This is a genomic window from Hydrogenophaga sp. L310, assembly GCF_055703065.1.
Map to the genome: position 1 here is coordinate 12,306 of NZ_JBVPZA010000014.1, position 21,558 is coordinate 33,863.

Consider the following 21,558-nt stretch of genomic DNA (forward strand, 5'->3'; position numbering starts at 1 on the left):
AAACCGCATTCAGACGAAGGGCGGACTCAAGCCCTCGTTGGCCAGCGCGCGCTGCACCGCGGGTCGCTCCAGCATGCGCTGCAGATACGGGCCCAGCAGGCGTTTGCTGCGGGCCGGCGCATTGTCGAAATTGCGTGTCCAGCGACACAGGGTGAACACATACGGGTCCAGTGCGGTGTAGGCCTCGCCCATGAACCAGGGCCCGCCGTGGCGGGTCAGCTCGTTGTCGAGCTGTTTCAAGAGGTTGTTGATGCGGATCCCGGCGTGGTGCTTCACCTCGGCGGCGCCCGCCATGTTGCCGGCGTTCACCCAGCGCTCGGGATAAAAATAGACGATCAGGGTGGCCTGCAGCGTGTTGGTCAGCCACATCAGCCACTTGTAGAAGTGCGCGCGCTCGGGTGTGCCCAGCGCGGGCACCAGCCCGCTGGCCGGGTGCGTGTCGCACAGGTGCAGGCAGATGGCCGCCGTCTCGTACAGCACCAGATCGCCATCGGTGAGCACCGGAATCAGGCCGTTGGGGTTGAGCTTGAGGTAGGCCATCGTCTTCTGCACGTCCTGCGCGCGATCGACCAGGACGCGCTCATAAGGAACGGCCAGTTCTTCGAGCAGGATGTGCGGCACCATGCTGGCGGTGCTGGGGTAGTAGTGCAACTGGATCATGGTCAGTTTTTCGGGGTGGGCACGCCAAACAGGCGCGCCCCATTGTCCCAGCCTATGCGTCGCGCCACATCGTCGGGCAGACCACCGAGCCAGGTGCGGTAGCCCTGCATCAGTTCGCCGTAATAAAGCCAGCGCTGGTTGATCCATGTGTCCGATCCGATCATGAACCGGTCCGGGTACTTGAGCAGCAGGGCACGCCACTCGGGGCAGAGCTGGCCGCCTTCGCAGGTGAGGCCTGGCCGGTACGAGAGCTCGCCCATCAGGCGCGGGTAGCGCGCCATGAGTTGATCCACCCGCGCCACTGGCGTGCCGCCGATGCCGGTGTGGGCCCATATCAAGTGAAGTTTCTGGCCTTGGGTGGGCGTGTGCGCCATCAGCAGGTCGATCGCCGCGTCGTCCACATGGGCCAGGATCGCCAGGTTCTTGTCCTCGGCGAGCGCCATGAGCTGCTTCGCCACCGGTCCGTTGGCGTTGGCGCTGTCGTACAGGTGGAACTCGCCGAGTCCACGGTAGGGGCCAGCGGGTGTGCCTTTGGCCAGTTCGGCTTGCACCAGGTTGACGATGGTGCCGTCGCGGAACCAGTTGTTGTAGTCGGCGCGGTTGCGGTAGAGCCGCACGAATGGCACCACGGTGACGCCCGCGGCGCGCGTCTGCTCACGGGCCGAGGACAGGGCCCGGGTGCCGTCGTTGGGGCGCGAATTCGCCAGCACCGCACGCACGCCACTTTGCTGCATGCGCGTGAGCACGTCCGCCAGCGGGTGCGGGCAGCCCGGCTCGGGCGCGTCGTGCACGCAGGCTTCGTCGTTGTAGTGCAGGTGGGCGTCGAACAAGGGCCCGGTGTAGGCCCCCTGCGCCGCGGCCGACAGCACCCAGCAGGCCAACAGGGCCAGCCCGGAGAACCGCGTCAGGCCGGCGGCGCTCACTGGACTACCCTCCGTGCTGCGCACTGCGGGGCTGAGCGCCTTCGGAACGGCCGGGCGGCGCTCACCGGACTTTCCCTCCGTGCTGCGCACTGCGGGGCTGAGCGCCTTCGGAACGGCCGGGCGGCGCTCATGGTCTCACCCCAGGTGCTGCGCCAGGAAAGCCAGCGTGCGCTCGCGCGCGAGCTGGGCGGCCTCGGCGTTCCAGGCGCCGCGGTGGTCGCAGTTGAAGCCGTGGTTCGCGGCATAGATGTGCACCGTGACACCGGGCTGCGCCTTCTGAAAGGCGCGCACGCTGTCCAGCGGAATCCAGTGGTCCTGCTCGCCGAAGTGGGCCATCACCGGCACGCGGGGCTGGCGCGCCGCCTCGGCATCGCTGGTCATGCCGCCGCCGTAATACGGCACGGCGGCCGACAGTCCGCTGAGCACACTGGCCGAGCGCCAAGTCAGAAGACCACCCCAGCAATAGCCCAGGATGCCGACCTTGCCACCCTGCGCCGCGTGGTCAATGGCGGCCTGGATGTCGGGCATCACGCCCGCCGCCGGCAGCGCCTCGACCGCGGCCTTGAGCGCCATGCCGGCCTGCATGTCGGCTTCGGCGTAGCCCAGTTCCACGTCGGCTTTGACACGGTGGAAGGTTGACGGTGCGACGACGAAATAGCCGTCGGCTGCGTAGCCATCAGCCACGGCGCGGATGTGCGCGTTGACGCCAAAGATCTCCTGCAACACCACCAGGCCGCCTTTGGGCTGGCCGGCGGGTTGCGCCACGTAGGCGGGGAAGGTGAAGCCGTCGGCGGCGGTGAGGTTGGTGAATTGCCCCATGGAATGCTCCTGTGTTGTTGTGAAGAAAACCGCTCAGGCCATCAGCCGGCGCTCGACAAAATCGAGCCGGTCCTGGCCCCAGAAAACTTCGCCGTCGATGACGTAGCTTGGCGCACCGAACACCCCGGCGTCAATCGCCTGCGCGGTGTGTGCGGCGTACAGCGCTTTCGCGCCGTCCTGCTGCGACTGCGCCAGGCGCTGCGGGTCCAGCCCACATTCGTCCAGCAGTTCGGCGAGCACGGTGGCGTCGGCGATGTCGCGCTCCTGCGCCCACACCGCCCGGCCCACCGCGCCGGTCAGCCGCATCGCGGCGGCGTCACCGTCCTGCTGTGCCACGGCCGTGATCAGCCAGCCCGCCGGGTCGCCGGCCACCGGGAAGCAGCGCGGCTGCGGGTTGAGCGGGATGCCCAGCGCCTCACTGAAGCGGCGCAGCTCCAGCAGCCGGTAGGCCTGGCGCTGGGGCGCCCGCTGCGGCAGCGGCAACCCCCCCGACACCGGGAACACCTGGCCGAAGTCCACCGGCAGCACACGCACCTGGGTGTCGGTGCGCTGCAGCAGTTCGGCAAAGCGCTCGTGGCCGAGGTACATCCAGGGGCTCTGGGGTGCGAAGTAATAGTCGACTGTGCGACGCATGGCGGTCTCCTGACGCTGTTGTAATGAAGGGCGGTACAAGCGGTGTTGTAAGCCATACCGGCGGCTTTTGCAGGAGACAGGTTATGAATCAGAAAGACGGCGCAACGCAAAAGAAGGTTTTGCTGGTGACCGGTGGCAGCCGCGGCATCGGCGCGGCCACCGCCCTGCTCGCCGCGCAGCAAGGCTGGACCGTGGCGGTGAACTACACCGCGAACTCGCTGGCGGCCGATGAGGTGGTGCGCGCCATCCACGCCAGCGGCGGCACGGCGATCACGGTGCAGGCCGACGTGGCCGAGGAGGCACAGGTGCTGAAGATGTTCGAGGAGGTGGACACCCGGCTCGGGCGGCTCACCGGGCTGGTGAACAACGCGGGCGTGGTGGACGTGACCGCGCGGGTGGACGAGATGAGCGTGGCGCGCTGGAAGCGCATGTTCGACATCAACGTGATCGGTTCGATGCTGTGCGCGCGCGAAGCGGTGAGGCGCATGAGCACGCGGCACGGCGGCGCGGGCGGGTCCATCGTCAACCTCTCCAGCGCCGCGTCGCGCCTGGGCTCACCGGGGCAGTACGTGGACTACGCGGCGGCCAAGGGCGCGATCGACGCGTTCACCATCGGCCTGGCCAAGGAGATCGCTGCCGAAGGGGTACGGGTCAACGCGGTACGCCCGGGCCTGATCGAGACCAGCATCCACGCCTCGGGCGGATTGCCCAACCGCGTGAACGAGCTCAAGCACCAGGTGCCCATGCAGCGCGGCGGCACGGCCGACGAGGTGGCGCAGGCCATCGTCTGGCTGCTGTCGGACGCCGCGAGTTACACCACCATGAGCCTGCTCGACGTATCCGGAGGACGCTGAATGACCGCAACGACACCCGAAGAAAGCCCGCACATCAGGATCTGGTGGGAAGACCTGGAAATCGGCCAGGTGCGCGACCTGGGCAGCCTCTCGCCGACGAAGGAAGAAATCATCGCCTTCGCCAGCCAGTTCGACCCGCAGCCCTTTCACCTGAGCGAAGAAGGTGGCAAGGCCTCGGTGTTCGGGGGCCTGAGCGCCAGCGGCTGGCACACCTGCGCCATGGCCATGCGGCTGATGGTGACCAACTTCCTGCATGAAACGTCGAGCCTCGGTTCGCCCGGGCTGGAGAGCCTGAAGTGGACCAAGCCGGTCTACCCCGGCGACGTGCTGCGGCTGCAGCACACCATCACCGAGAAGCGCGCCATGAGCAAGCGGCCCGACGTGGGCCTGGTGCGCACGGTGTGGGAAATGTTCAACCAGCACGGCGACAAGGTGCTGCACATGGAAGGCTACGGCATGTTCCGGCGCCGCGAGCCTGGGACCTCAAACCCGGCATGAATGCCCCCTGAAATCCGCTGATGCAGCGCGGGCAGACCCTTCCTGCCCCACAATGCCGGCCATGGATTTCAAGCCCCTCATCACCCTGCTGGCCATCGTCAACCCGCTGGCGATCGTTCCGTTTTTCATTCACTACACGCAGGGCTTCAGTTCGGCGCAGCGCCGGCGCACCATCCTGATTTCGTCGGTGAGCGCGTTCGCGGTGATCGCCACCTGCGCCATCATCGGTCTACAGATCCTGGAATTTTTCAGCATCTCGCTGGCGAGCTTCCAGGTCGGCGGCGGCATGTTGTTGCTGACGTCGGCGCTGTCGATGCTGAACGCGCAACCGGCCGAAGCGAAAACCACCCAGGGCGAAATGGACGACGCCTCGGCGCGCGCTTCCATCGCCGTGGTGCCGTTGACCATCCCGCTGCTCACCGGCCCGGCCACCATGTCCACCGTGGTGATCTACGCCGACCAGGCCAAGACCTTTTTCCAGCACGCCGCGCTGGTGGGCTACGGCGTGGTGATCGCGCTGGCCACCGCCGTGTGTTTTTCGCTCGCCAAACCGATTGCGCGCTTGATGGGGCAGACCGGCATCAACGTGATGACCCGGCTGATGGGCCTGATCCTGGCTGCGCTGTCGGTCGAGGTGATGGCGGCCGGGCTGACCAAGCTGTTCCCTGCACTGGGCGCGTGATGCACCGGGCCGGATGACGCGCCGCAGGGCCGCCCGGTCACAAGCCCCCCGCGATCGCCGGGCGAAGGCCCGCCACGAACATTCAGACCGGCAAGGCCAGATCGGCCCGCCCGCCCGGCATGGCCTGCGGCGCATCGCCTGCGTGCTGGACCAGGATGTCACAGGTGAGCCGGATATGGGCCTCCAGCGCCAGCGCAGCACGCGCTTCCTGGCGCGCGACGGCGGCGGTGTAGATGCGGGTGTGCTCGTCGTGCACGTCGCGTTCGATGGTCTGGGTCGCGCCCATCTGGATCGCCACGTGGCGGTAGCGCTCGCCGTGGCGGTAGAGGATGCCCAGCAGGTGTTTGCTCCAGGGTGAGCGGTGCGCCGAGATCAGGGCTTCGTGAAAGCGCTTGTTGGCCGCTTCCCAGCGCAGGGGCTCCAGACCGCCCGGCTGCTGCTCGGCTTCGGTCAGTGCCGCGAAGGCCTGCGTCAGATCACTTTCCCAGCGCGCGTCGCCGAGCCGGATCGACTGGCGCAGGGCTTCGGTTTCCAGCATCACCCGGGTGTCGGTCAGGTCTTTCAGGTCGCCCAGCGAGATCTCGGCCACGCGGTAGCCGCGCTGGCCTTCGACCGTGACCAGGGCGTCGGACACCAGCAGGGCCAGCGCTTCGCGCAGCGTGCCGGCGCCGACGGCGTAGCGGTCTTTCAGGTGCTCGACACGCAGGCGCTCGCCCGGCGCGAGGCGCCCCTGCACGATGTCCTGCCGGACCGCGAGGTACGCGCGCTCGGACAGGGTGCGCGGCGATTCGCTGACCGGACGCAGCAGGTGGTCGGTGAAAGTCTGGTTGGGCAGCATGGGGTTCTTCCCGGTCACGTTGTTCAAGACGATTCTTCGTCGATCTGCTGGCGCTTGAGCCGGTAGGCCAGCTGGGGCCGGGTCAGGCCCAGCAGACGCGCAGCGCCCGACAGGTTGCCGCCGCTGCGCTCGACCGCCAGCGCCAGCACCCGGGCCTCCAGCTGTTCGAGCGACAGCCCGCTGCTCACAATGCGCTCGCAGAGTTCGTTCTCTCCCGCAGGCAAGACCCGGGCCAGCCGCCCTTGGGGATCCACCCCTTCCTGGCGCGCCCCCGACTGGTTCGGGAACAGGTGCTCCAGTTCCACCGTGCCACCCTGGGCGGCGAGGATCACGCCCCGTTCGACCAGGTTCTCCAGCTCGCGCACATTGCCCGGCCAGTCGTGCCGCATCAGGGCCTGCAGGGCGCGGTCGCCCAGACCGCTCAGGCGCTTGTTGTGCAGCGCCATGAAACGCGCCAGCAGGTGGCGCGCCAGCGGCTCGATGTCGGCGCTGCGTTCGCGCAGCGGCGGGATGCAGATCGGATAGACATTGAGGCGGTACAGCAGGTCGCGCCGGAACCTGCCTTGCGCCACCGCGGCCTCCAGGTCCACGTTGGTCGCGGTGACCATGCGCACATTGACCTTGCGCGTGGCCTCGGCCCCCAGCCGTTCGATCTCGCCTTCCTGCAACACGCGCAGCAGCTTGGCCTGCGCCGCCAGCGGCAGGTCGCCGACCTCGTCGAGGAACAGCGTGCCGCCCTCGGCGCGCTCGAAGCGTCCGGCGCGCGCCGCGTGCGCCCCGGTGTAGGCCCCCTTCTCCACCCCGAACAGCTCGGCCTCGATCAGCTCGGCGGGCAAGGCTGCGCAGTTCACCGCCACGAACGGGCCCGTGGCGCGGTCGGAATGTTCGTGCAGGGCCCGGGCGAAACGCTCCTTGCCCACCCCCGTCTCACCGGTCAGCAGCACCGTGACCTGGGTGCACGCGGCGCGCTGCATGAGATCGTGGGCATGCTGGAACGCCGGTGAGGCACCGATCAGCATGCCGCCCGATGTCGCGGGCTCCAGCGTGGTCTTCAGCGCCTCCACCTGCTGGCTCAGCACGTCCAGCTTGTGCAGCAGTGAGTCGTCTTCGAAGTACGGGCGGTAGGCCTCGCCATCCGGCCATTCGTCGATCGGCTTGCCGACGATGTGGCAGTGGTCGTCTCCGCAGGCACCGCACTTGATCTCCTTGAACAGGATCAGCTTGCCCATGAACGCGCTGGTGTAGCCGCTGGCGTAGCCCAGCAGGATCCAGCAGGCGGGCTCGTCCACCACGCCATAGGCCAGCCGGTGGGCGTGGGCTTCCCAGGAGTCGTCCCAGCGGAACTCGCCCTCGTACAGCCCGGTGGCCGCGTCCATCTTCAGATGCAGCGGCGTCACCCGCGCTGCGCCTTCCAGCATGTGCAGCTGCGGCCCCACCAGGAACATCTCTTCCAGGCTGCGGTTGCCCCGGGTCTTGCGGGCGAAGCCGGCGTCGTGCGCGCCACTGGCGTAGCCCATGCGCGTGAGCAGGCGGCGGGTGTGTTCGGTGCCGACCGAGGTGATCAGGTCGCGGCGCAGCGCACTGAGCGCCGCCGTGTGCAACAACACCATGCGGCGTTCGCCCAGCCAGATCGCGCCGCTGTCGGGTTCAAAACGCAACAGCTTCCTCAGGTCAGCGTCCGGGGGGTAGTTCAGATGGGGTTCCACGGGGTCTCCTGTACATCGGGCTGTGTTCGCCAGAATTCTCGATATTTTGACCGCAGGCAGCCTCCGGAGCAAGCCAGCCCAGGTTCCTGGCGGACTTCACCATTTCATCAAAACCCGACCAGGACATCGATGATTTCGTGAAATTGTTTTGTGTTTCCAGGTGTTGAACGGTGCTTGACAGGCCTGATGGACCCCCAACACCCGGGAAAACCCGCCTGTTGGGAATCGGGATTTTTAGGGGTTTTCCCTTAAATATCGAGATTTTTACCGGTTCGAGTCGATTCAGGCACACCCCGTGCAAGAGCAGCCGTGTCCAACCCGCCCGACCATGACCACTGCCACCACCCCCGAATCCCAGAACCTGCCCACCGTGGACCTGCAGCGCCGCTACGTGCGCCTGCTGGAGCGCCGCGGCGATGGTCTGGTCAGCTTCGAGTTCTCGATCGGCTGGCCCGAGCTGGCGGTGGAACTGATGCTGCCCGCGGCGGCGTTCGACGAGTTCTGCGCCAGGCACCAGGTGATCTGGCGCGAAGACTGAAGACCGGCGCACAGCCCCCACAACTCCAGGAGACAAGACCCGATGAACATCGATCTGCAGGCGCGCGAGATCACACCGCTGCGCAACACCTACGCCCACGTGGCGCAGCACATGGGCGGCGACAAGGTGGCCTCGCGCTACCAGGAAGCCACCTTCGGCGCCCAGCCGATGACGAACTTCCACTACCGCCCGACCTGGGACCCGGCGCACGAACTGTTCGACCCCTCGCGCAGCCGTGTGGTGCTGGCCGACTGGTACGTGCTCAAGGACCCGCGCCAGTTCTATTACGCCACCTGGACCATGACGCGGGCGCGCCAGCAGGACGCGGTGGAGTCCAGCTTCCAGTTCGTCGAATCGCGCGGCATGGTCGGCATGATCCCGGACGCGGTGCGCGAGAAGGCCCTGCGGGTGTTGCTGCCGTTGCGGCACGCGGCCTGGGGCGCCAACATGAACAACGCGTCCATCGCCGCCTACGGCTTTGGCACGGCCTTCACCGCACCCGCCATGTTCCACGCCATGGACAACCTGGGGGTGGCGCAGTACCTCACCCGCCTCGGCCTGGCGATGGCCGAGCCGGAGGCGCTGGACGCCGGCAAGCAGGCCTGGCTGGACGACCCGCACTGGCAGGGCCTGCGCCGCTACGTTGAAGACACGCTGGTGCTGCAGGACCCGTTCGAACTGTTCGTGGCGCAAAACCTGGCGCTCGACGGCCTGCTGTACCCGCTGGTCTACACCCACTTCGTGGACGACCACATCGCCCTTCAGGGTGGCACGGCGGTGGCCATGCTGACCAGCTTCATGCCCGAGTGGCACGACGAGACGGCACGCTGGGTCGACGCGCTGGTGAAGGTGGCCGCGGCCGAGTCAGACGCCAACCGCGCCCTGATCTCGCAGTGGGTGAGCGACTGGTCGGACCGCGCACAAGCCGCGCTGACACCGGTGGCCGACCTCGCGCTGGGTGCCCAGGGACCCGCCGCGCTGGGCGAGGTGATGGACCAGTTCAGGGCGCGCTGCAAAAAAGCCGGCCTCGCCCTCTGAATCCCGCCCACAAGGAAACCCCATGTCCAACGTATTCATCGCCTTTCAGCACAACGAAGAGTCCCGCCCGGTGATCGACGCCATCGTGGCAGACAACCCTGGCGCCCAGGTCGTGCACTCGCCAGGCCTGGTCAAGATCGACGCGCCCAACAGCCTGACGATCCGCCGCTCGACCATCGAGGAACAGACCGGCCGGCCCTACGACCTGCAGCAGATCCACATCAACCTGGTGACGCTCTCGGGCCACATCGACGAAGACGACGACCAGCTCACGCTCAGCTGGAAGCATTGAACAACCCAACAGAGGAGACAAACATGGACACCCGCGTCACCCGAAAAAAGCTCGGTCTGAAAGACCGCTACGCCGCCATGACCCGCGGCCTCGGCTGGGAAACCAGCTACCAGCCGATGGACAAGGTCTTCCCGTACGACAAATACGAAGGCATCAAGATCCACGACTGGAACAAATGGGAAGACCCGTTCCGCCTGACCATGGATGCGTACTGGAAGTACCAGGGCGAGAAGGAGAAAAAGCTCTACGCCGTGATCGAGGCGTTCGCGCAGAACAACGGCCAGCTCGGCGTGAGCGATGCTCGCTACATCAACGCACTCAAGCTGTTCATACAGGGCGTGACGCCGCTGGAGTACTACGCACACCGCGGCTTCGCACACGTGGGTCGCCAGTTCACCGGCGAGGGCGCGCGGGTGGCCGCGCAGATGCAGTCGGTGGACGAGCTGCGCCACTACCAGACCGAAACCCACGCCATCAGCCACTACAACAAGTACTTCAACGGCATGCACCATTCGAACCACTGGTTCGACCGCGTCTGGTACCTCTCCGTGCCGAAGTCCTTCTTCGAAGACGCCATCACCGGTGGGCCGTTCGAGTTCCTGGTGGCCGTGAGCTTCTCGTTCGAGTACGTGCTGACCAACCTGCTGTTCGTGCCCTTCATGAGCGGCGCGGCGCACAACGGCGACATGAGCACCGTCACCTTCGGCTTCAGCGCGCAGAGCGACGAGAGCCGCCACATGACGCTGGGCATCGAGTGCATCAAGTTCCTGCTGGAACAGGATCCGGCCAACGTGCCCATCGTGCAGGGCTGGATCGACAAATGGTTCTGGCGCGGCTACCGCCTGCTCACCCTGGTGGCCATGATGCAGGACTACATGCTGCCCAAACGCGTGATGAGCTGGAAAGAAGCCTGGGAGATGTACGCCGAAGAAAACGGTGGCGCCCTCTTCAAGGACCTGGCGCGCTACGGCATCCGCGAGCCCAAGGGCTGGAAGGACGCCTGCGAAGGCAAGGACCACATCAGCCACCAGGCCTGGAACACCTTCTACAACTACAACGCGGCCGCGCCCTTCCACACCTGGGTGCCCACCGAAGAAGAGATGAGCTGGCTGTCGGAGAAATACCCCGACACCTTCGACAAGTACTACCGCCCGCGGCTGGAGCACTACCGCGAGCAGCAGCAGGCCGGCAAGCGCTTCTACAACAAGACGCTGCCCATGCTGTGCACCACCTGCCAGATCCCGATGCTGTTCACCGAACCCGGAGACGCCAGCAAGATCTGCTACCGAGAGAGCGACTACTTCGGCAACAAGTACCACTTCTGCTCGGACCACTGCAAGGGCATCTTCGACCACGAACCCGAGAAATACGTGCAGAGCTGGCTGCCGGTGCACCAGATCTACCAGGGCCACTGTTTCAAGCCCGGCACCGACCCGACCGTGGAGGGCTTCGACCCGTTGATGGCGGTGCTCGATTACTACGAGCTGAACGTTGGCCGCGACAACTTCGACTTCGAAGGCTCGGAAGACCAGAAGAACTTCGCCGCCTGGCGGGGCGACCCACCCGCGACCGCCACGGCCGCCACCACCGAACCGGGAGCCGCGAAATGAGCGTCGTCGCCATCTCTGACTACAACTTCCCGGCCAAGGATGTGCGCGAGAACTTTCCCGCGCCCCTGCTCTATATCGGCTGGGAAGACCACCTGATGTTCTGCGCGCCGTTCTGCCTGCCGCTGCCACCCGACATGCCGTTCGGTGCCCTGCCCACCGCGGTGCTGTCCGGCATCTATGGCGAGCACCCGGATTTCGCAAGCATCGACTGGTCCAGCGTCGAGTGGCTCAAGTCGGGCCAGCCCTGGCAGCCCGATCCGGCGAAGTCGCTGGCCGACAACGGCCTGCAACACAAGGACGCGATCCGTTTCCGCACGCCCGGCCTCACCGGCATCAAGGGATCCTTCAGCTGAGCTGTCCATGAGCTACCAACTGACCATTGAACCCCTGGGCGCGACCATCGAGGTCGAGGAAGGCCAGACCGTGCTCGACGCGGCGCTGCGGCAGGGCATCTACCTGCCGCACGCCTGCGGGCACGGTCTGTGCGGGTCCTGCAAGGTGCAGGTGTGCGACGGCGAGGTGGACCACGGCGCGGCCAACCCGTTTGCCCTGATGGAATTCGAACGCGACGAAGGCAAGACCCTCGCCTGTTGCTGCACGCTGCAGGCCGACACCATCATCGAGGCCGACATCGACGAGGAGCCCGATGCGCGCGTGATCCCGGTGCGCGACTTCGCCGCCACGGTCAGCCGCATCGAGGACCTCACGCCCACGATCAAGGCGATCCATCTGCAGCTGGACAAAGCCATCGACTTTCAGGCGGGGCAGTACGTGCAGGTGGAGATCCCGGGCGTGGGCAGCCGCGCCTTCTCGATCGCCAATCACCCCGCCGATGTGAACGCCACGAAGAGCATCGAACTGAACGTGCGCAGGCTGCCCGGCGGCGCCGGCACCACCTGGCTGCACGAGCAGCTGAAGACCGGCGACCGTCTGCGTGTGGCCGGCCCCTACGGCCGCTTCTTTGTGCGCGAATCGGCGCAACAGCCCATGCTGTTCATGGCCGGCGGCTCGGGCCTGTCGAGTCCGCGCTCGATGATCACGGACCTGCTCGCGCGCGGCTGCACGCTGCCGATCACCCTGGTCTACGGACAACGTTCGCGCGAGGAGCTGTACTACGACGCCGAGTTCCGCGCGCTCGCCGCGCAGCACGCCAACTTCACGTACGTGCCGGCGCTCTCGCACGAGCCCGAGGGCTCGGACTGGGACGGCCTGCGCGGCTTCGTGCACGAGGCGGCCAAGGTGCACTTCAACGGCAACTTCGCCGGTCGCAAAGCCTACCTGTGCGGACCGCCGCCCATGATCGAGGCCTGCATCACGACCCTGATGCAGGGCCGGTTGTTCGAGCGCGACATCTACACCGAGAAGTTCCTCTCGGCGGCCGATGCACAGGCCACGCGCAGCCCTCTCTTCCAGCGGGTGTGACGGCCATGTCCATCTTCGACACCCGCCCCAAGTTCGCCGTGAACGTCGCGCAGACCGACGAGACCTTCCCCTGCGCCGCCAACGAAAGCCTGCTCACCGGCATGTTGCGCCTGGGCCGCAAGGGCATCCCGGTGGGCTGCGTCAACGGTGGCTGCGGCGTCTGCAAGGTCCGCATCCTCGATGGCGATATCAAGGCCCTCGGTCCGATCAGCCGCGCCCACGTGACGCGAGAAGAAGAACGCCTGGGCTACACGCTGGCCTGCCGCGTGGCGCCCCAGACGCCGGTGCACCTGGAGGTGGCCGGCAAGTTGGAGAAACCGTTTTCAAAAGGGCGCGCAGAGTCTGCGACTGCCAGCCCGATCCCTCAGCAGCAGTAAACCAACTCACAGGAGACAAATCATGGGTGTGATGCGCATCGGGCACGCGAGCCTGAAAGTGATGGACATGGACGCCGCGGTCCGGCACTACGAAAACGTGCTCGGCCTCAAGACGACCATGAAGGACAAGGCCGGCAACGTCTACCTCAAATGCTGGGACGAGTGGGACAAGTTCTCGCTGATCCTGACGCCGTCGGACCAGGCCGGCCTGAACCACGTGGCCTACAAGGTCGAGAAAGACGCCGACCTGGACGCGCTGCAAAAAAGCGTGGAAGCCTGGGGCGTGAAGACCACGATGCTGCCCGAAGGCACGCTGCCTTCCACCGGGCGGATGCTGCAGTTCAACCTGCCCAGCGGCCATGAAATGCGCCTCTATGCGATGAAGGAATACGTGGGAACCGATGTCGGCACCACCAACCCCGATCCCTGGCCCGATGGCCTGAAAGGTGCTGGCGCGCACTGGCTGGACCACCTGCTGCTGATGTGCGAGATGAACCCGGAAGCCGGCATCAACACCGTGGCCGACAACACGCGTTTCATGACCGAGGCGCTGGACTTTTTCCTGACCGAGCAGGTGCTGGTCGGCCCCGACGGCAACATGCAGGCCGCCACCTGGATGAGCCGCACCACGACGCCGCACGACATCGCTTTCGTGGGCGGTCCGCGCAGCGGCCTGCACCACATCGCGTTCTTCCTGGACTCGTGGCACGACGTGCTCAAGGCGGCGGACGTGATGGCCAAGAACAAGGTGCGCATCGACGTGGCGCCCACGCGCCACGGCATCACGCGCGGCGAGACCATCTACTTCTTCGACCCCAGCGGCAACCGCAACGAGACCTTTGCGGGCCTGGGCTACCTGGCGCAGCGTGATCGTCCGGTCACCACCTGGACCGAAGACATGCTGGGCAGCGGCATCTTCTATCACACGGGTGACCTGGTGGCTTCTTTTACCGAGGTGTACACCTGACCACCCCCCTGCGCCGCTGACGCGGCTTCCCCCCCCTCCGTGGCGCGCCTGCGGCGCTTCGAGGGGGGACGGCACCTGAGGCCCGGCGAAGCCGGTTCCTCGGTGCCCTTGGGTTGAAGTCCCCTCACGCCAAAACCGCTTCCTTTCATGTCATCCGCACTCTCTGCTCCCTCTTCCGTGATCACCGCTTCAGCGGCTTCGCTGGCTTGTCAGGCCGCGATTGCGCACGCAGAAGCATTGGGCATACGCATCAACGTGGCCGTGACCGATGCCTCGGGCATCCTCGCCGCCTTCTTGCGCATGCCCCATGCCTTTCTGCATTCGATCGACATTGCGATCGACAAGGCCTACACCGCCGCGAGCTTCGGCTTCCCGACCTCGAAGTGGGGCGGCGTCATCGGCGACGACGAGCTGCTGCGCATCGGTCTGAACCAGCGCCAGCGTCTGGTCTTGTTCGGCGGCGGCCTGCCCATCGTCGAGCACGGCACGCGCATCGGTGGCATCGGGGTCTCCGGTGGATCGGCCGAGCAGGACGAAGCCTGTGCCCGCGCCGGCCTGAAGGCCCTGGGCCTGGATTGATTTCCCATCTCCCTCACGCAACATGAAACAGTTCCACAACTTCATCAACGGCGAGTTCGTCGCCACCGGCAAGACCTTCGAGAACCGCAACCCGGCGACCAACGCCGTGGTCGGCATGGTCCATGAAGCGGGTCAGGCCGAGGTCGACGCCGCCGTCGACGCCGCCCACGCCGCGCTCAAGGGCGACTGGGGTCGCATGAGCGTGGTCAAGCGCACCGAGCTGCTGCACGCCGTGGCCGACGAGATCAACCGCCGCTTCGACGACTTCCTCGAAGCTGAACTGGCGGACACCGGCAAGCCGCGTTCGCTGGCCAGCCACATCGACATCCCGCGCGGCGCAGCCAACTTCAAGGTCTTCGCCGACATCGTGAAGAACGTGCCGACCGAGAGCTTCCAGATGACCACGCCCGACGGCGGCACCGCCGTGAGCTACGCCATCCGCTCACCGCTCGGCGTGGTCGGCGTGATCTGCCCCTGGAACCTGCCGCTGCTGCTGATGACCTGGAAGGTCGGCCCGGCGCTGGCCTGCGGCAACACCGTGATCGTCAAGCCTTCCGAAGAAACCCCCGCCACCGCCACCTTGCTGGGCGAGGTGATGAACGCGGTCGGCGTGCCGAAGGGCGTGTACCAGGTGCTGCACGGTTTCGGCCCCGGATCGGCGGGCGAATTCATCACCAGGCACCCGCGCGTCAACGGCATCACCTTCACCGGCGAGACCCGCACCGGCGAGGCCATCATGGCCGCCGCCGCCAAAGGCGTGCGCCCGGTCAGCTTCGAGCTGGGCGGCAAGAACGCCGGCATCGTGTTCGCCGACGCCGACTTCGACAAAGCCGTCGCGGGCATCACGCGCAGCGCGTTCGAGAACTGTGGCCAGGTTTGCCTGGGCACCGAACGCGTGTACGTGCAGCGCCCGATCTTCGACCGGTTCGTGGCTGCGCTGAAGGAAAAGGCTGAAGCCCTGAAGGTCGGCGGTCCCGATACACCCGGTGTCGGTCTGGGTCCGCTGATCTCGGCCGAACACAAAGCCAAGGTGCTGGGCTACTACGCCAAGGCCAGGGCCGAAGGCGCGACGGTGGTCACAGGCGGTGGCGCGCCTGAAATGGACGGCGAATACGCCCAGGGCCACTTCGTGCAGCCCACCATCTGGACCGGCCTGCCCGAGAACGCCAGCGTGGTTCGCGAAGAGATCTTCGGCCCCTGCTGCCACATCGCACCGTTCGACACCGAAGAAGAAGCGATTTCCCTGGCCAACGCCACCGACTACGGCCTGGCCACCACCGTGTGGACGCAGAACCTCGGCACCGCCCACCGCATGGCCGCTGCGATCGAGGTGGGGCTGTGCTGGATCAACAGCTGGTTCCTGCGCGACCTGCGCACCGCATTCGGCGGCGCCAAGGCGAGCGGCATCGGCCGCGAAGGCGGCGTGCACTCGCTCGAGTTCTATACGGAACTCAGAAACGTCATGGTGAAGCTGTGAACGCACCCCACAACCCCGAAGTCGCGCTGAGCATCCGCACTGGCACGTTCAACAGCAACGTGCACGACCTGGGTGAATCGAAACCCGGTCAGCCACCGGTGCTGTTCATCCACGGTTCCGGCCCCGGCGTCAGCGCCTGGGCCAACTGGCGACTGGCGATGCCCGTCATCGCACAGGACCGCCGCGTGATCGCGCCCGACATGGTGGGCTTCGGCTACACCGACCGGCCTGCGGGCATCAGCTACACCATGGACACCTGGGTGCAGCAGGCGCTGGATGTCATGGACGCGGTGGGCGTCGAGCAGGCCGACGTGGTCGGCAACAGCTTTGGCGGTGCGCTTTCGCTCGCGCTGGCGATCCGCGCGCCCCAGCGCGTGCGCCGCCTGGTGCTCATGGGTTCGGTCGGTGTGCCCTTCCCGATCACGCCGGGCCTGGACGCGGTGTGGGGTTATGAGCCCTCGCTGGACACCATGAAACGCCTGCTGGACATCTTTGCCTACAGCCGCGCGCTGGTGACCGACGAGCTGGCCCAGCTGCGCTACCAGGCCAGCATCCGCCCCGGTTTCCAGGAGTCCTTCTCGGCCATGTTCCCGGCCCCGCGCCAGCGCTGGGTCGACGCCATGGCCAGCCCCGAGGCGGCCGTCCGCGCGCTGCCGCACGAGACCCTGATCGTGCACGGCCGCGAGGACCAGGTGATCCCGCTGCAGACCTCGCTCACGCTGAGCCAGTGGATTCCCAACAGCCAGTTGCACGTGTTCGGCCACTGCGGCCACTGGACGCAGATCGAACACGCGGCGCGCTTTGCGCAACTGGTGGCCAACTTCCTCGACGAAGCCGACAAGACCTCTACATAAAGCACCCACACCATGATCTCCATCGAAACCCTGGGCGACGAGCTCTACACCGCGTTGCGCGACCGCCAGGTCGTCGACCCGCTGTCCACCCGCTTCCCCGACATCACCATTGAGCAGGCCTACCGCATCCAGGAGCGCATGCTGCAGCGCCGCCTGCAGGACGGCGAGCGGATCGTGGGCAAGAAGATCGGCGTGACCTCGGCCGCTGTGATGAACATGCTGGGCGTGCACCAGCCCGACTTCGGCTACCTGACCGACGCGATGATCGTCAACCAGGGCGAGGCCATCGACATCTCGACCCTGATCCAGCCCAAGGCCGAGGGCGAGATCGCCTTCCTGCTCAAGCGCGACCTGATGGGGCCGGGCGTGGGCGTGGCCGATGTGCTGGCCGCGACCGAGTGTGTGATGCCCTGCTTCGAGATCGTCGACTCGCGCATCCGCGACTGGAAGATCAAGATCACCGACACCGTCGCCGACAACGCGTCCTGCGGCGTGTTCGTGCTCGGCGACCGCGCCGTCAGCCCGCTCGCGCTGGACCTGCAGACCTGCGGCATGGTGCTGGAAAAAAACGGCGAGATCGTCGCCACCGGCGCCGGCGCCGCGGCCCTGGGCTCGCCGCTCAACGCGGTGGCCTGGCTGGCCAACACCATGGGCCGCCTGGGCATTGGCCTGAAGGCCGGCGACGTGATCCTCTCGGGCGCGCTGGCGGCCATGTTCCCGGCACAGAAGGGCGACTTCTTCCGCGTCTCCATCGGCGGGCTGGGCGAGTGCTCGGTGCGCTTCAACTGAACCCGTTCGGCACACCCCCATGAAACTCGACAAAGCCACCATCGACGCCCTGGCCGAACACCTGGAGAGCTGCCAGCTGCAGGCCAGGGACACCACCAAGATCACCGACGACCACCCGGACATGGACTGGGCCGACGCCTACGCGATCCAGGCCGCCATCCTCGCGCGCAAACAGGCGCGCGGTCTCAAGCTCGCGGGCCTGAAAGCCGGCCTGACCTCGTTCGCCAAGATGAAGCAGATGGGCGTGAGCTCGCCTGTGTTCGGCTGGATGACCGAGGACTACGCCGTGCCGCACGGCGGCGAAGTCAAGACCAGCGAACTCATCCACCCCAAGGTCGAGCCCGAGATCGCCTTCGTGCTCAAGCGCGCGCTCAAGGGCCCGGGCTGCCACATGGGCACCGTGCTGGCCGCGACCGACTTCGTGCTGCCCGGCATCGAGGTGATCGACAGCCGCTACCGCGACTTCAAGTTCGACCTCAAGAGCGTGATCGCCGACAACACCTCGGCCGCGCGCTTCGTGGTCGGCGGCCAGCCCATGAAGGTCGACGGCCAGGACCTGCGCACCGTCGGCATCGTGATGGAGAAGAACGGCCAGCCCGTGGCCTTCGGCGCCGGCGCCGCCGTGCTGGGCCACCCGGCGACCGCCATTGCCATGCTGGCCAACCACCTGGGCGCGCGCGGCGAAGAGATACCCGCCGGCACCCTGATCCTGTCCGGCGGCATCACCGAAGCCGTGTCCGTCAACGCCGGTGATGCCGTGACCCTGAAGGTGCAGGGCATGGGCAGCACCGGCCTGCGCTTCGTTTGAACCCCGAGGAGAACCCCATGCCATTTGCCCAGATTTACATGATCGAAGGCCGCACCGAAGACATGAAGCGTGCCGTGATCGAAAAGGTCAGCGCCGCGCTGGTCGAAGCCACCAGCGCGCCAAAGGAAACCGTCCGCGTCTGGATCACCGAAGTGCCCAAGACAAACTGGGGCATCGCAGGCGTCACCGCCAAAGACCTGGGACGGTGAGCCGGCCCCCGCGCCGCTTCGCGTCAACCCCCAAGGGGGCAACCCGGTGCGGACCGGCTGAGCCGGTTCCGCCGGGTTCCCGGTGAAAGCATTGCGCTCCGACTGAATGAATCACTGAAATGAAAGCCTCTGAAATGACTCAAAGAAAAATCAAATGCGCCCTCATCGGCCCAGGCAACATCGGCACCGACCTGCTGGCCAAGCTGCAGCGCAGCCCGGTGCTGGAACCCGTCTGGATGGTGGGCATCGACCCGGCCTCGGACGGCCTCAAGCGCGCCAAAGAGATGGGCATCAAGACCACAGCCGATGGCGTGGACGGATTGATTCCGCACATGAAGGCCGACGGCGTGCAGATCGTGTTCGACGCGACCAGCGCCTATGTGCACGCCGAGAACTCGCGCAAGGTCAACGCGCAGGGCGCGATGATGATCGACCTCACGCCCGCGGCCATCGGCCCCTACTGCGTACCGCCGGTCAACCTCAAGCAGCATGTCGGCCTGCGCGAGATGAACGTGAACATGGTGACGTGCGGCGGACAGGCGACCATTCCCATGGTCTACGCGGTGTCGCGTGTGCAGCCCGTGGCCTACGGCGAGATCGTCGCCACCGTGTCGTCCAAATCGGTCGGCCCCGGCACCCGCAAGAACATCGACGAATTCACCCGCACCACGGCCGGCGCGGTCGAGAAGGTCGGCGGCGCGAAGAAGGGCAAGGCCATCATCGTGATCAACCCGGCCGAGCCGCCGCTGATCATGCGCGACACGGTGCATTGCCTGACCGAAGGCACGCCCGACCAGGCCGCGATCACCAAGAGCGTGCACGACATGATCAAGGAAGTGCAGAAGTACGTGCCGGGCTACCAGCTGGTCAACGGCCCCGTCTTCGACGGCAACCGCGTCTCAGTCTTCATGGAGGTCGAGGGCCTGGGCGACTACCTGCCCAAGTACGCCGGCAATCTGGACATCATGACCGCCGCCGCCGCGCGCACGGCCGAGATGTTTGCCGAAGAGATCCTGAAGGGCGAGCTGGTGCTCGAACCCGTTGCCGCCTGAACCGGAGCACACCACCATGACGAAGAAAATCACCCTGCACGACATGACCCTGCGCGACGGGATGCACCCCAAGCGCCACCTGATGACGCTCGACCAGATGAAGAGCATCGCCTGCGGCCTCGACGCCGCCGGTGTGCCGCTGATCGAAGTCACCCACGGCGACGGCCTGGGCGGCTCCAGCGTCAACTACGGCTTCCCGGCCCACTCCGACGAGGAGTACCTGGGCACCGTGATCCCGCTGATGAAGCAGGCCAAGGTCTCGGCCCTGCTGCTGCCCGGCATCGGCACCGTCGACCACCTGAAGATGGCGCACGGTCTGGGCGTGCACACCATCCGCGTTGCGACGCACTGCACCGAGGCCGACGTGAGCGAGCAGCACATCACCTATGCGCGCAAGCTCGACATGGACACCGTCGGCTTCCTGATGATGGCCCACATGAACAGCCCCGAAGGCCTGGTGAAACAGGCCAAGCTGATGGAGGGCTACGGCGCCAACTGCATCTACATCACCGACTCGGCCGGCTACATGCTGCCGGGCGACGTGAAGGCCCGCCTGCAGGCTGTGCGCGACGCGCTCAAGCCCGAGACCGAGCTGGGCTTCCACGGTCACCACAACCTCGCCATGGGCGTGGCCAACTCGGTCGCCGCCATCGAGTGCGGCGCCACCCGCATCGACGCCGCCGCCGCCGGCCTGGGCGCGGGCGCCGGCAACACGCCGATGGAAGTGCTGGTTGCCGTGCTCGACCGCATGGGCGTGAGCACCGGCGTCGACGTCTGGAAGATCCAGGACGTGGCCGAAGACCTGGTGGTGCCGATCATGGACTTCCCGATCCGCATCGACCGCGACGCGCTCACGCTGGGCTACGCCGGTGTCTACGGCAGCTTCCTGCTGTTTGCCAAGCGGGCGAGTGTGAAGTACGGCATTCCGGCACGCGACATCCTGGTCGAGCTGGGCCGAAGGAAGATGGTCGGCGGCCAGGAAGACATGATCGAGGACACGGCCATGACCATGGCCCGCGAGCGCGGACTGCTGCACGCCGCCGCCTGAGCGGGCGGTATGCACGCTCGGTGCGCGAGCGGGCCGAAGGGAACGGAGGCGAACATGAACAGGACGCCCACGCCGGCACAGCATGCCGACACCCTCTGGTCTGCACGCCGGGCCGGGCGCACCCTCGATGCCGAGGAGACGCTCGGTCCGATCGACCTTGCAACGGCCTACAACATCCAGCAGGCGCTCGTCGCGCTGCGCATTGCGGCGGGCGAGCGTGTCATCGGGTGGAAGCTCGGCTACACCTCGGAAGTGATGCGCCGCCAGATGGGCGTGGACAGGCCCAACTTCGGGCCGCTGACGGACTGGATGCTGCTCGAATCCGGCGACGCGGTGTCTGACCGGTTCGTGCAGCCTCGGGTCGAACCCGAGATCGGCTTTCGACTTGGAACGGCCATCGATGCCCGATCGGCCCCGGTGGACCGCTGGTCGGTGGCGGCAGCGGTATCCGAAGCCCTGGCGTGCCTGGAGATCGTGCACTCGACTTGGACCGGCTACCGCTTCACGCTCGAACAGAACACCGCCGACCATTCTTCGGCAGGCCAGGTGGTCGTGGGCCCACCGCTGGCCGTCTCCAGTTTCATGGACCTCGACACCGTCGCCGTCTGCCTGTCCGACGAGCGCGAAACGCTTGGCAAGGGCGTGGGCGCCGCGGCGGATGGCCATCCTCTCGATGCGGTGGCCCGCCTCGCCCACGAGCTGGCCGGCATCGACCGGCGGCTGGAGCCCGGCGACCTGGTGATCACCGGCGGCCTCACGGCCGCGTTTCCGCTGGCGCCTGGAGGTCGTCTGAAGGCCCGTTTCTCGGCAGGCGACGCGAAGTCGGTCGAAGTGGGTGTCAGCCGCCCTGGTGGAGCCTGATATTGTCCTGTCCCGCACCCATTC

At 66.6% G+C, this 21,558-nt stretch carries 26 protein-coding genes; 20 read left to right on the forward strand and 6 right to left on the reverse strand.

The genetic code is table 11. The features are described 5' to 3' along the window. Window positions 1-9: 9 nt before the first annotated feature. The 4 genes from AC0GNO_RS19355 to AC0GNO_RS19370 form a co-directional block, all read right to left on the reverse strand. Complete coding sequence (locus tag AC0GNO_RS19355) at window positions 10-660, reverse strand: glutathione S-transferase family protein (protein WP_472888164.1); 651 nt, start codon at window positions 658-660, stop codon at window positions 10-12. A gap of 2 nt (window positions 661-662) precedes the next feature. Beyond that, complete coding sequence (locus AC0GNO_RS19360) at window positions 663-1,550, reverse strand: amidohydrolase (protein ID WP_472905207.1); 888 nt, start codon at window positions 1,548-1,550, stop codon at window positions 663-665. A 168-nt stretch (window positions 1,551-1,718) separates the two neighbouring features. Next, window positions 1,719-2,402: a dienelactone hydrolase family protein gene (locus AC0GNO_RS19365; protein WP_472905140.1), complete on the reverse strand. Its 684-nt coding sequence runs from the start codon at window positions 2,400-2,402 to the stop codon at window positions 1,719-1,721. Window positions 2,403-2,435: 33 nt separating this feature from the next. Beyond that, entirely contained in the window at window positions 2,436-3,035 is a 600-nt protein-coding gene (locus tag AC0GNO_RS19370) for a DsbA family protein (protein ID WP_472905141.1), read from the reverse strand. An 83-nt stretch (window positions 3,036-3,118) separates the two neighbouring features. On the opposite strand from AC0GNO_RS19370, the gene AC0GNO_RS19375 reads away from it, so the two are divergent. The 3 genes from AC0GNO_RS19375 to AC0GNO_RS19385 all read left to right on the forward strand — a co-directional run bounded on the left by AC0GNO_RS19375 (window position 3,119) and on the right by AC0GNO_RS19385 (window position 5,069). Continuing rightward, the gene (locus AC0GNO_RS19375) at window positions 3,119-3,889 is read left to right on the forward strand and encodes an SDR family oxidoreductase (protein WP_472905142.1); all 771 of its coding nucleotides are present in this window, start codon (window positions 3,119-3,121) and stop codon (window positions 3,887-3,889) included. Continuing rightward, window positions 3,890-4,387, forward strand: a complete 498-nt coding sequence (locus AC0GNO_RS19380; RefSeq protein ID WP_472905143.1) for a MaoC family dehydratase — start codon at window positions 3,890-3,892, stop codon at window positions 4,385-4,387. Between the two features lie 61 nt (window positions 4,388-4,448). Then, the gene (locus AC0GNO_RS19385; protein ID WP_472905144.1) at window positions 4,449-5,069 is read left to right on the forward strand and encodes a MarC family protein; all 621 of its coding nucleotides are present in this window, start codon (window positions 4,449-4,451) and stop codon (window positions 5,067-5,069) included. Between the two features lie 82 nt (window positions 5,070-5,151). Here AC0GNO_RS19385 and AC0GNO_RS19390 read toward each other — a convergent pair whose 3' ends face one another. Together AC0GNO_RS19390 and AC0GNO_RS19395 are read right to left on the reverse strand one after the other, a co-directional pair. Next, a complete protein-coding gene (locus AC0GNO_RS19390; protein ID WP_472905208.1) occupies window positions 5,152-5,907 on the reverse strand; it encodes a GntR family transcriptional regulator in 756 nt (251 codons plus the stop codon). Between the two features lie 23 nt (window positions 5,908-5,930). Continuing rightward, window positions 5,931-7,613 (reverse strand): sigma 54-interacting transcriptional regulator, encoded by a 1,683-nt coding sequence (locus tag AC0GNO_RS19395; RefSeq protein WP_472905145.1) that lies wholly within the window; start codon window positions 7,611-7,613, stop codon window positions 5,931-5,933. A gap of 328 nt (window positions 7,614-7,941) precedes the next feature. On the opposite strand from AC0GNO_RS19395, the gene AC0GNO_RS19400 reads away from it, so the two are divergent. The 17 genes from AC0GNO_RS19400 (at window position 7,942) to AC0GNO_RS19480 (ending at window position 21,534) form a co-directional block, all read left to right on the forward strand. Then, entirely contained in the window at window positions 7,942-8,151 is a 210-nt protein-coding gene (locus tag AC0GNO_RS19400) for a phenol hydroxylase subunit (protein ID WP_290967552.1), read from the forward strand. Window positions 8,152-8,193: 42 nt separating this feature from the next. Beyond that, window positions 8,194-9,189, forward strand: a complete 996-nt coding sequence (locus tag AC0GNO_RS19405; protein WP_472905146.1) for an aromatic/alkene monooxygenase hydroxylase subunit beta — start codon at window positions 8,194-8,196, stop codon at window positions 9,187-9,189. Window positions 9,190-9,211: 22 nt separating this feature from the next. Beyond that, window positions 9,212-9,481 carry an MmoB/DmpM family protein gene (locus tag AC0GNO_RS19410; protein ID WP_210829587.1) on the forward strand — a complete coding sequence of 90 codons (270 nt, stop codon included), beginning with the start codon at window positions 9,212-9,214 and terminating at the stop codon, window positions 9,479-9,481. 23 nt (window positions 9,482-9,504) lie between these two features. After that, window positions 9,505-11,091, forward strand: coding sequence for an aromatic/alkene/methane monooxygenase hydroxylase/oxygenase subunit alpha (locus AC0GNO_RS19415; protein ID WP_290967546.1), 1,587 nt, complete (start codon window positions 9,505-9,507; stop codon window positions 11,089-11,091). Next, window positions 11,088-11,444, forward strand: a complete 357-nt coding sequence (locus AC0GNO_RS19420; RefSeq protein ID WP_472905147.1) for a phenol hydroxylase subunit P4 — start codon at window positions 11,088-11,090, stop codon at window positions 11,442-11,444. Before AC0GNO_RS19415 ends, AC0GNO_RS19420 begins: the two co-directional genes overlap by 4 nt. A 7-nt stretch (window positions 11,445-11,451) precedes the next feature. Next, window positions 11,452-12,513, forward strand: coding sequence for an NADH:ubiquinone reductase (Na(+)-transporting) subunit F (locus AC0GNO_RS19425; protein ID WP_210829592.1), 1,062 nt, complete (start codon window positions 11,452-11,454; stop codon window positions 12,511-12,513). A 5-nt stretch (window positions 12,514-12,518) separates the two neighbouring features. Then, window positions 12,519-12,890 (forward strand): 2Fe-2S iron-sulfur cluster binding domain-containing protein, encoded by a 372-nt coding sequence (locus AC0GNO_RS19430; RefSeq protein ID WP_210829594.1) that lies wholly within the window; start codon window positions 12,519-12,521, stop codon window positions 12,888-12,890. Window positions 12,891-12,912: 22 nt separating this feature from the next. Then, complete coding sequence (locus AC0GNO_RS19435; RefSeq protein WP_210829597.1) at window positions 12,913-13,857, forward strand: catechol 2,3-dioxygenase; 945 nt, start codon at window positions 12,913-12,915, stop codon at window positions 13,855-13,857. Between the two features lie 147 nt (window positions 13,858-14,004). Beyond that, window positions 14,005-14,436, forward strand: a complete 432-nt coding sequence (locus tag AC0GNO_RS19440; RefSeq protein WP_472905148.1) for a GlcG/HbpS family heme-binding protein — start codon at window positions 14,005-14,007, stop codon at window positions 14,434-14,436. Window positions 14,437-14,458: 22 nt separating this feature from the next. Next, window positions 14,459-15,913: a 2-hydroxymuconic semialdehyde dehydrogenase gene (locus tag AC0GNO_RS19445; protein ID WP_472905149.1), complete on the forward strand. Its 1,455-nt coding sequence runs from the start codon at window positions 14,459-14,461 to the stop codon at window positions 15,911-15,913. Further along, window positions 15,910-16,767 carry an alpha/beta fold hydrolase gene (locus tag AC0GNO_RS19450; RefSeq protein ID WP_472905150.1) on the forward strand — a complete coding sequence of 286 codons (858 nt, stop codon included), beginning with the start codon at window positions 15,910-15,912 and terminating at the stop codon, window positions 16,765-16,767. Before AC0GNO_RS19445 ends, AC0GNO_RS19450 begins: the two co-directional genes overlap by 4 nt. Before the next feature lie 12 nt (window positions 16,768-16,779). Beyond that, entirely contained in the window at window positions 16,780-17,556 is a 777-nt protein-coding gene (gene dmpE, locus AC0GNO_RS19455) for a 2-oxopent-4-enoate hydratase (RefSeq protein WP_210829605.1), read from the forward strand. A 19-nt stretch (window positions 17,557-17,575) separates the two neighbouring features. Next, the gene (gene dmpH / locus AC0GNO_RS19460; protein ID WP_210829607.1) at window positions 17,576-18,364 is read left to right on the forward strand and encodes a 2-oxo-3-hexenedioate decarboxylase; all 789 of its coding nucleotides are present in this window, start codon (window positions 17,576-17,578) and stop codon (window positions 18,362-18,364) included. A 17-nt stretch (window positions 18,365-18,381) separates the two neighbouring features. Next, window positions 18,382-18,573: a 2-hydroxymuconate tautomerase gene (locus AC0GNO_RS19465; protein WP_226464554.1), complete on the forward strand. Its 192-nt coding sequence runs from the start codon at window positions 18,382-18,384 to the stop codon at window positions 18,571-18,573. A 134-nt stretch (window positions 18,574-18,707) separates the two neighbouring features. Then, complete coding sequence (locus AC0GNO_RS19470) at window positions 18,708-19,625, forward strand: acetaldehyde dehydrogenase (acetylating) (protein WP_472905151.1); 918 nt, start codon at window positions 18,708-18,710, stop codon at window positions 19,623-19,625. A 16-nt stretch (window positions 19,626-19,641) separates the two neighbouring features. Then, a complete protein-coding gene (gene dmpG / locus AC0GNO_RS19475; RefSeq protein WP_472905152.1) occupies window positions 19,642-20,673 on the forward strand; it encodes a 4-hydroxy-2-oxovalerate aldolase in 1,032 nt (343 codons plus the stop codon). A 54-nt stretch (window positions 20,674-20,727) separates the two neighbouring features. After that, window positions 20,728-21,534, forward strand: a complete 807-nt coding sequence (locus AC0GNO_RS19480) for a 2-keto-4-pentenoate hydratase (protein WP_472905153.1) — start codon at window positions 20,728-20,730, stop codon at window positions 21,532-21,534. The last annotated feature ends 24 nt before the right edge of the window (window positions 21,535-21,558 follow it).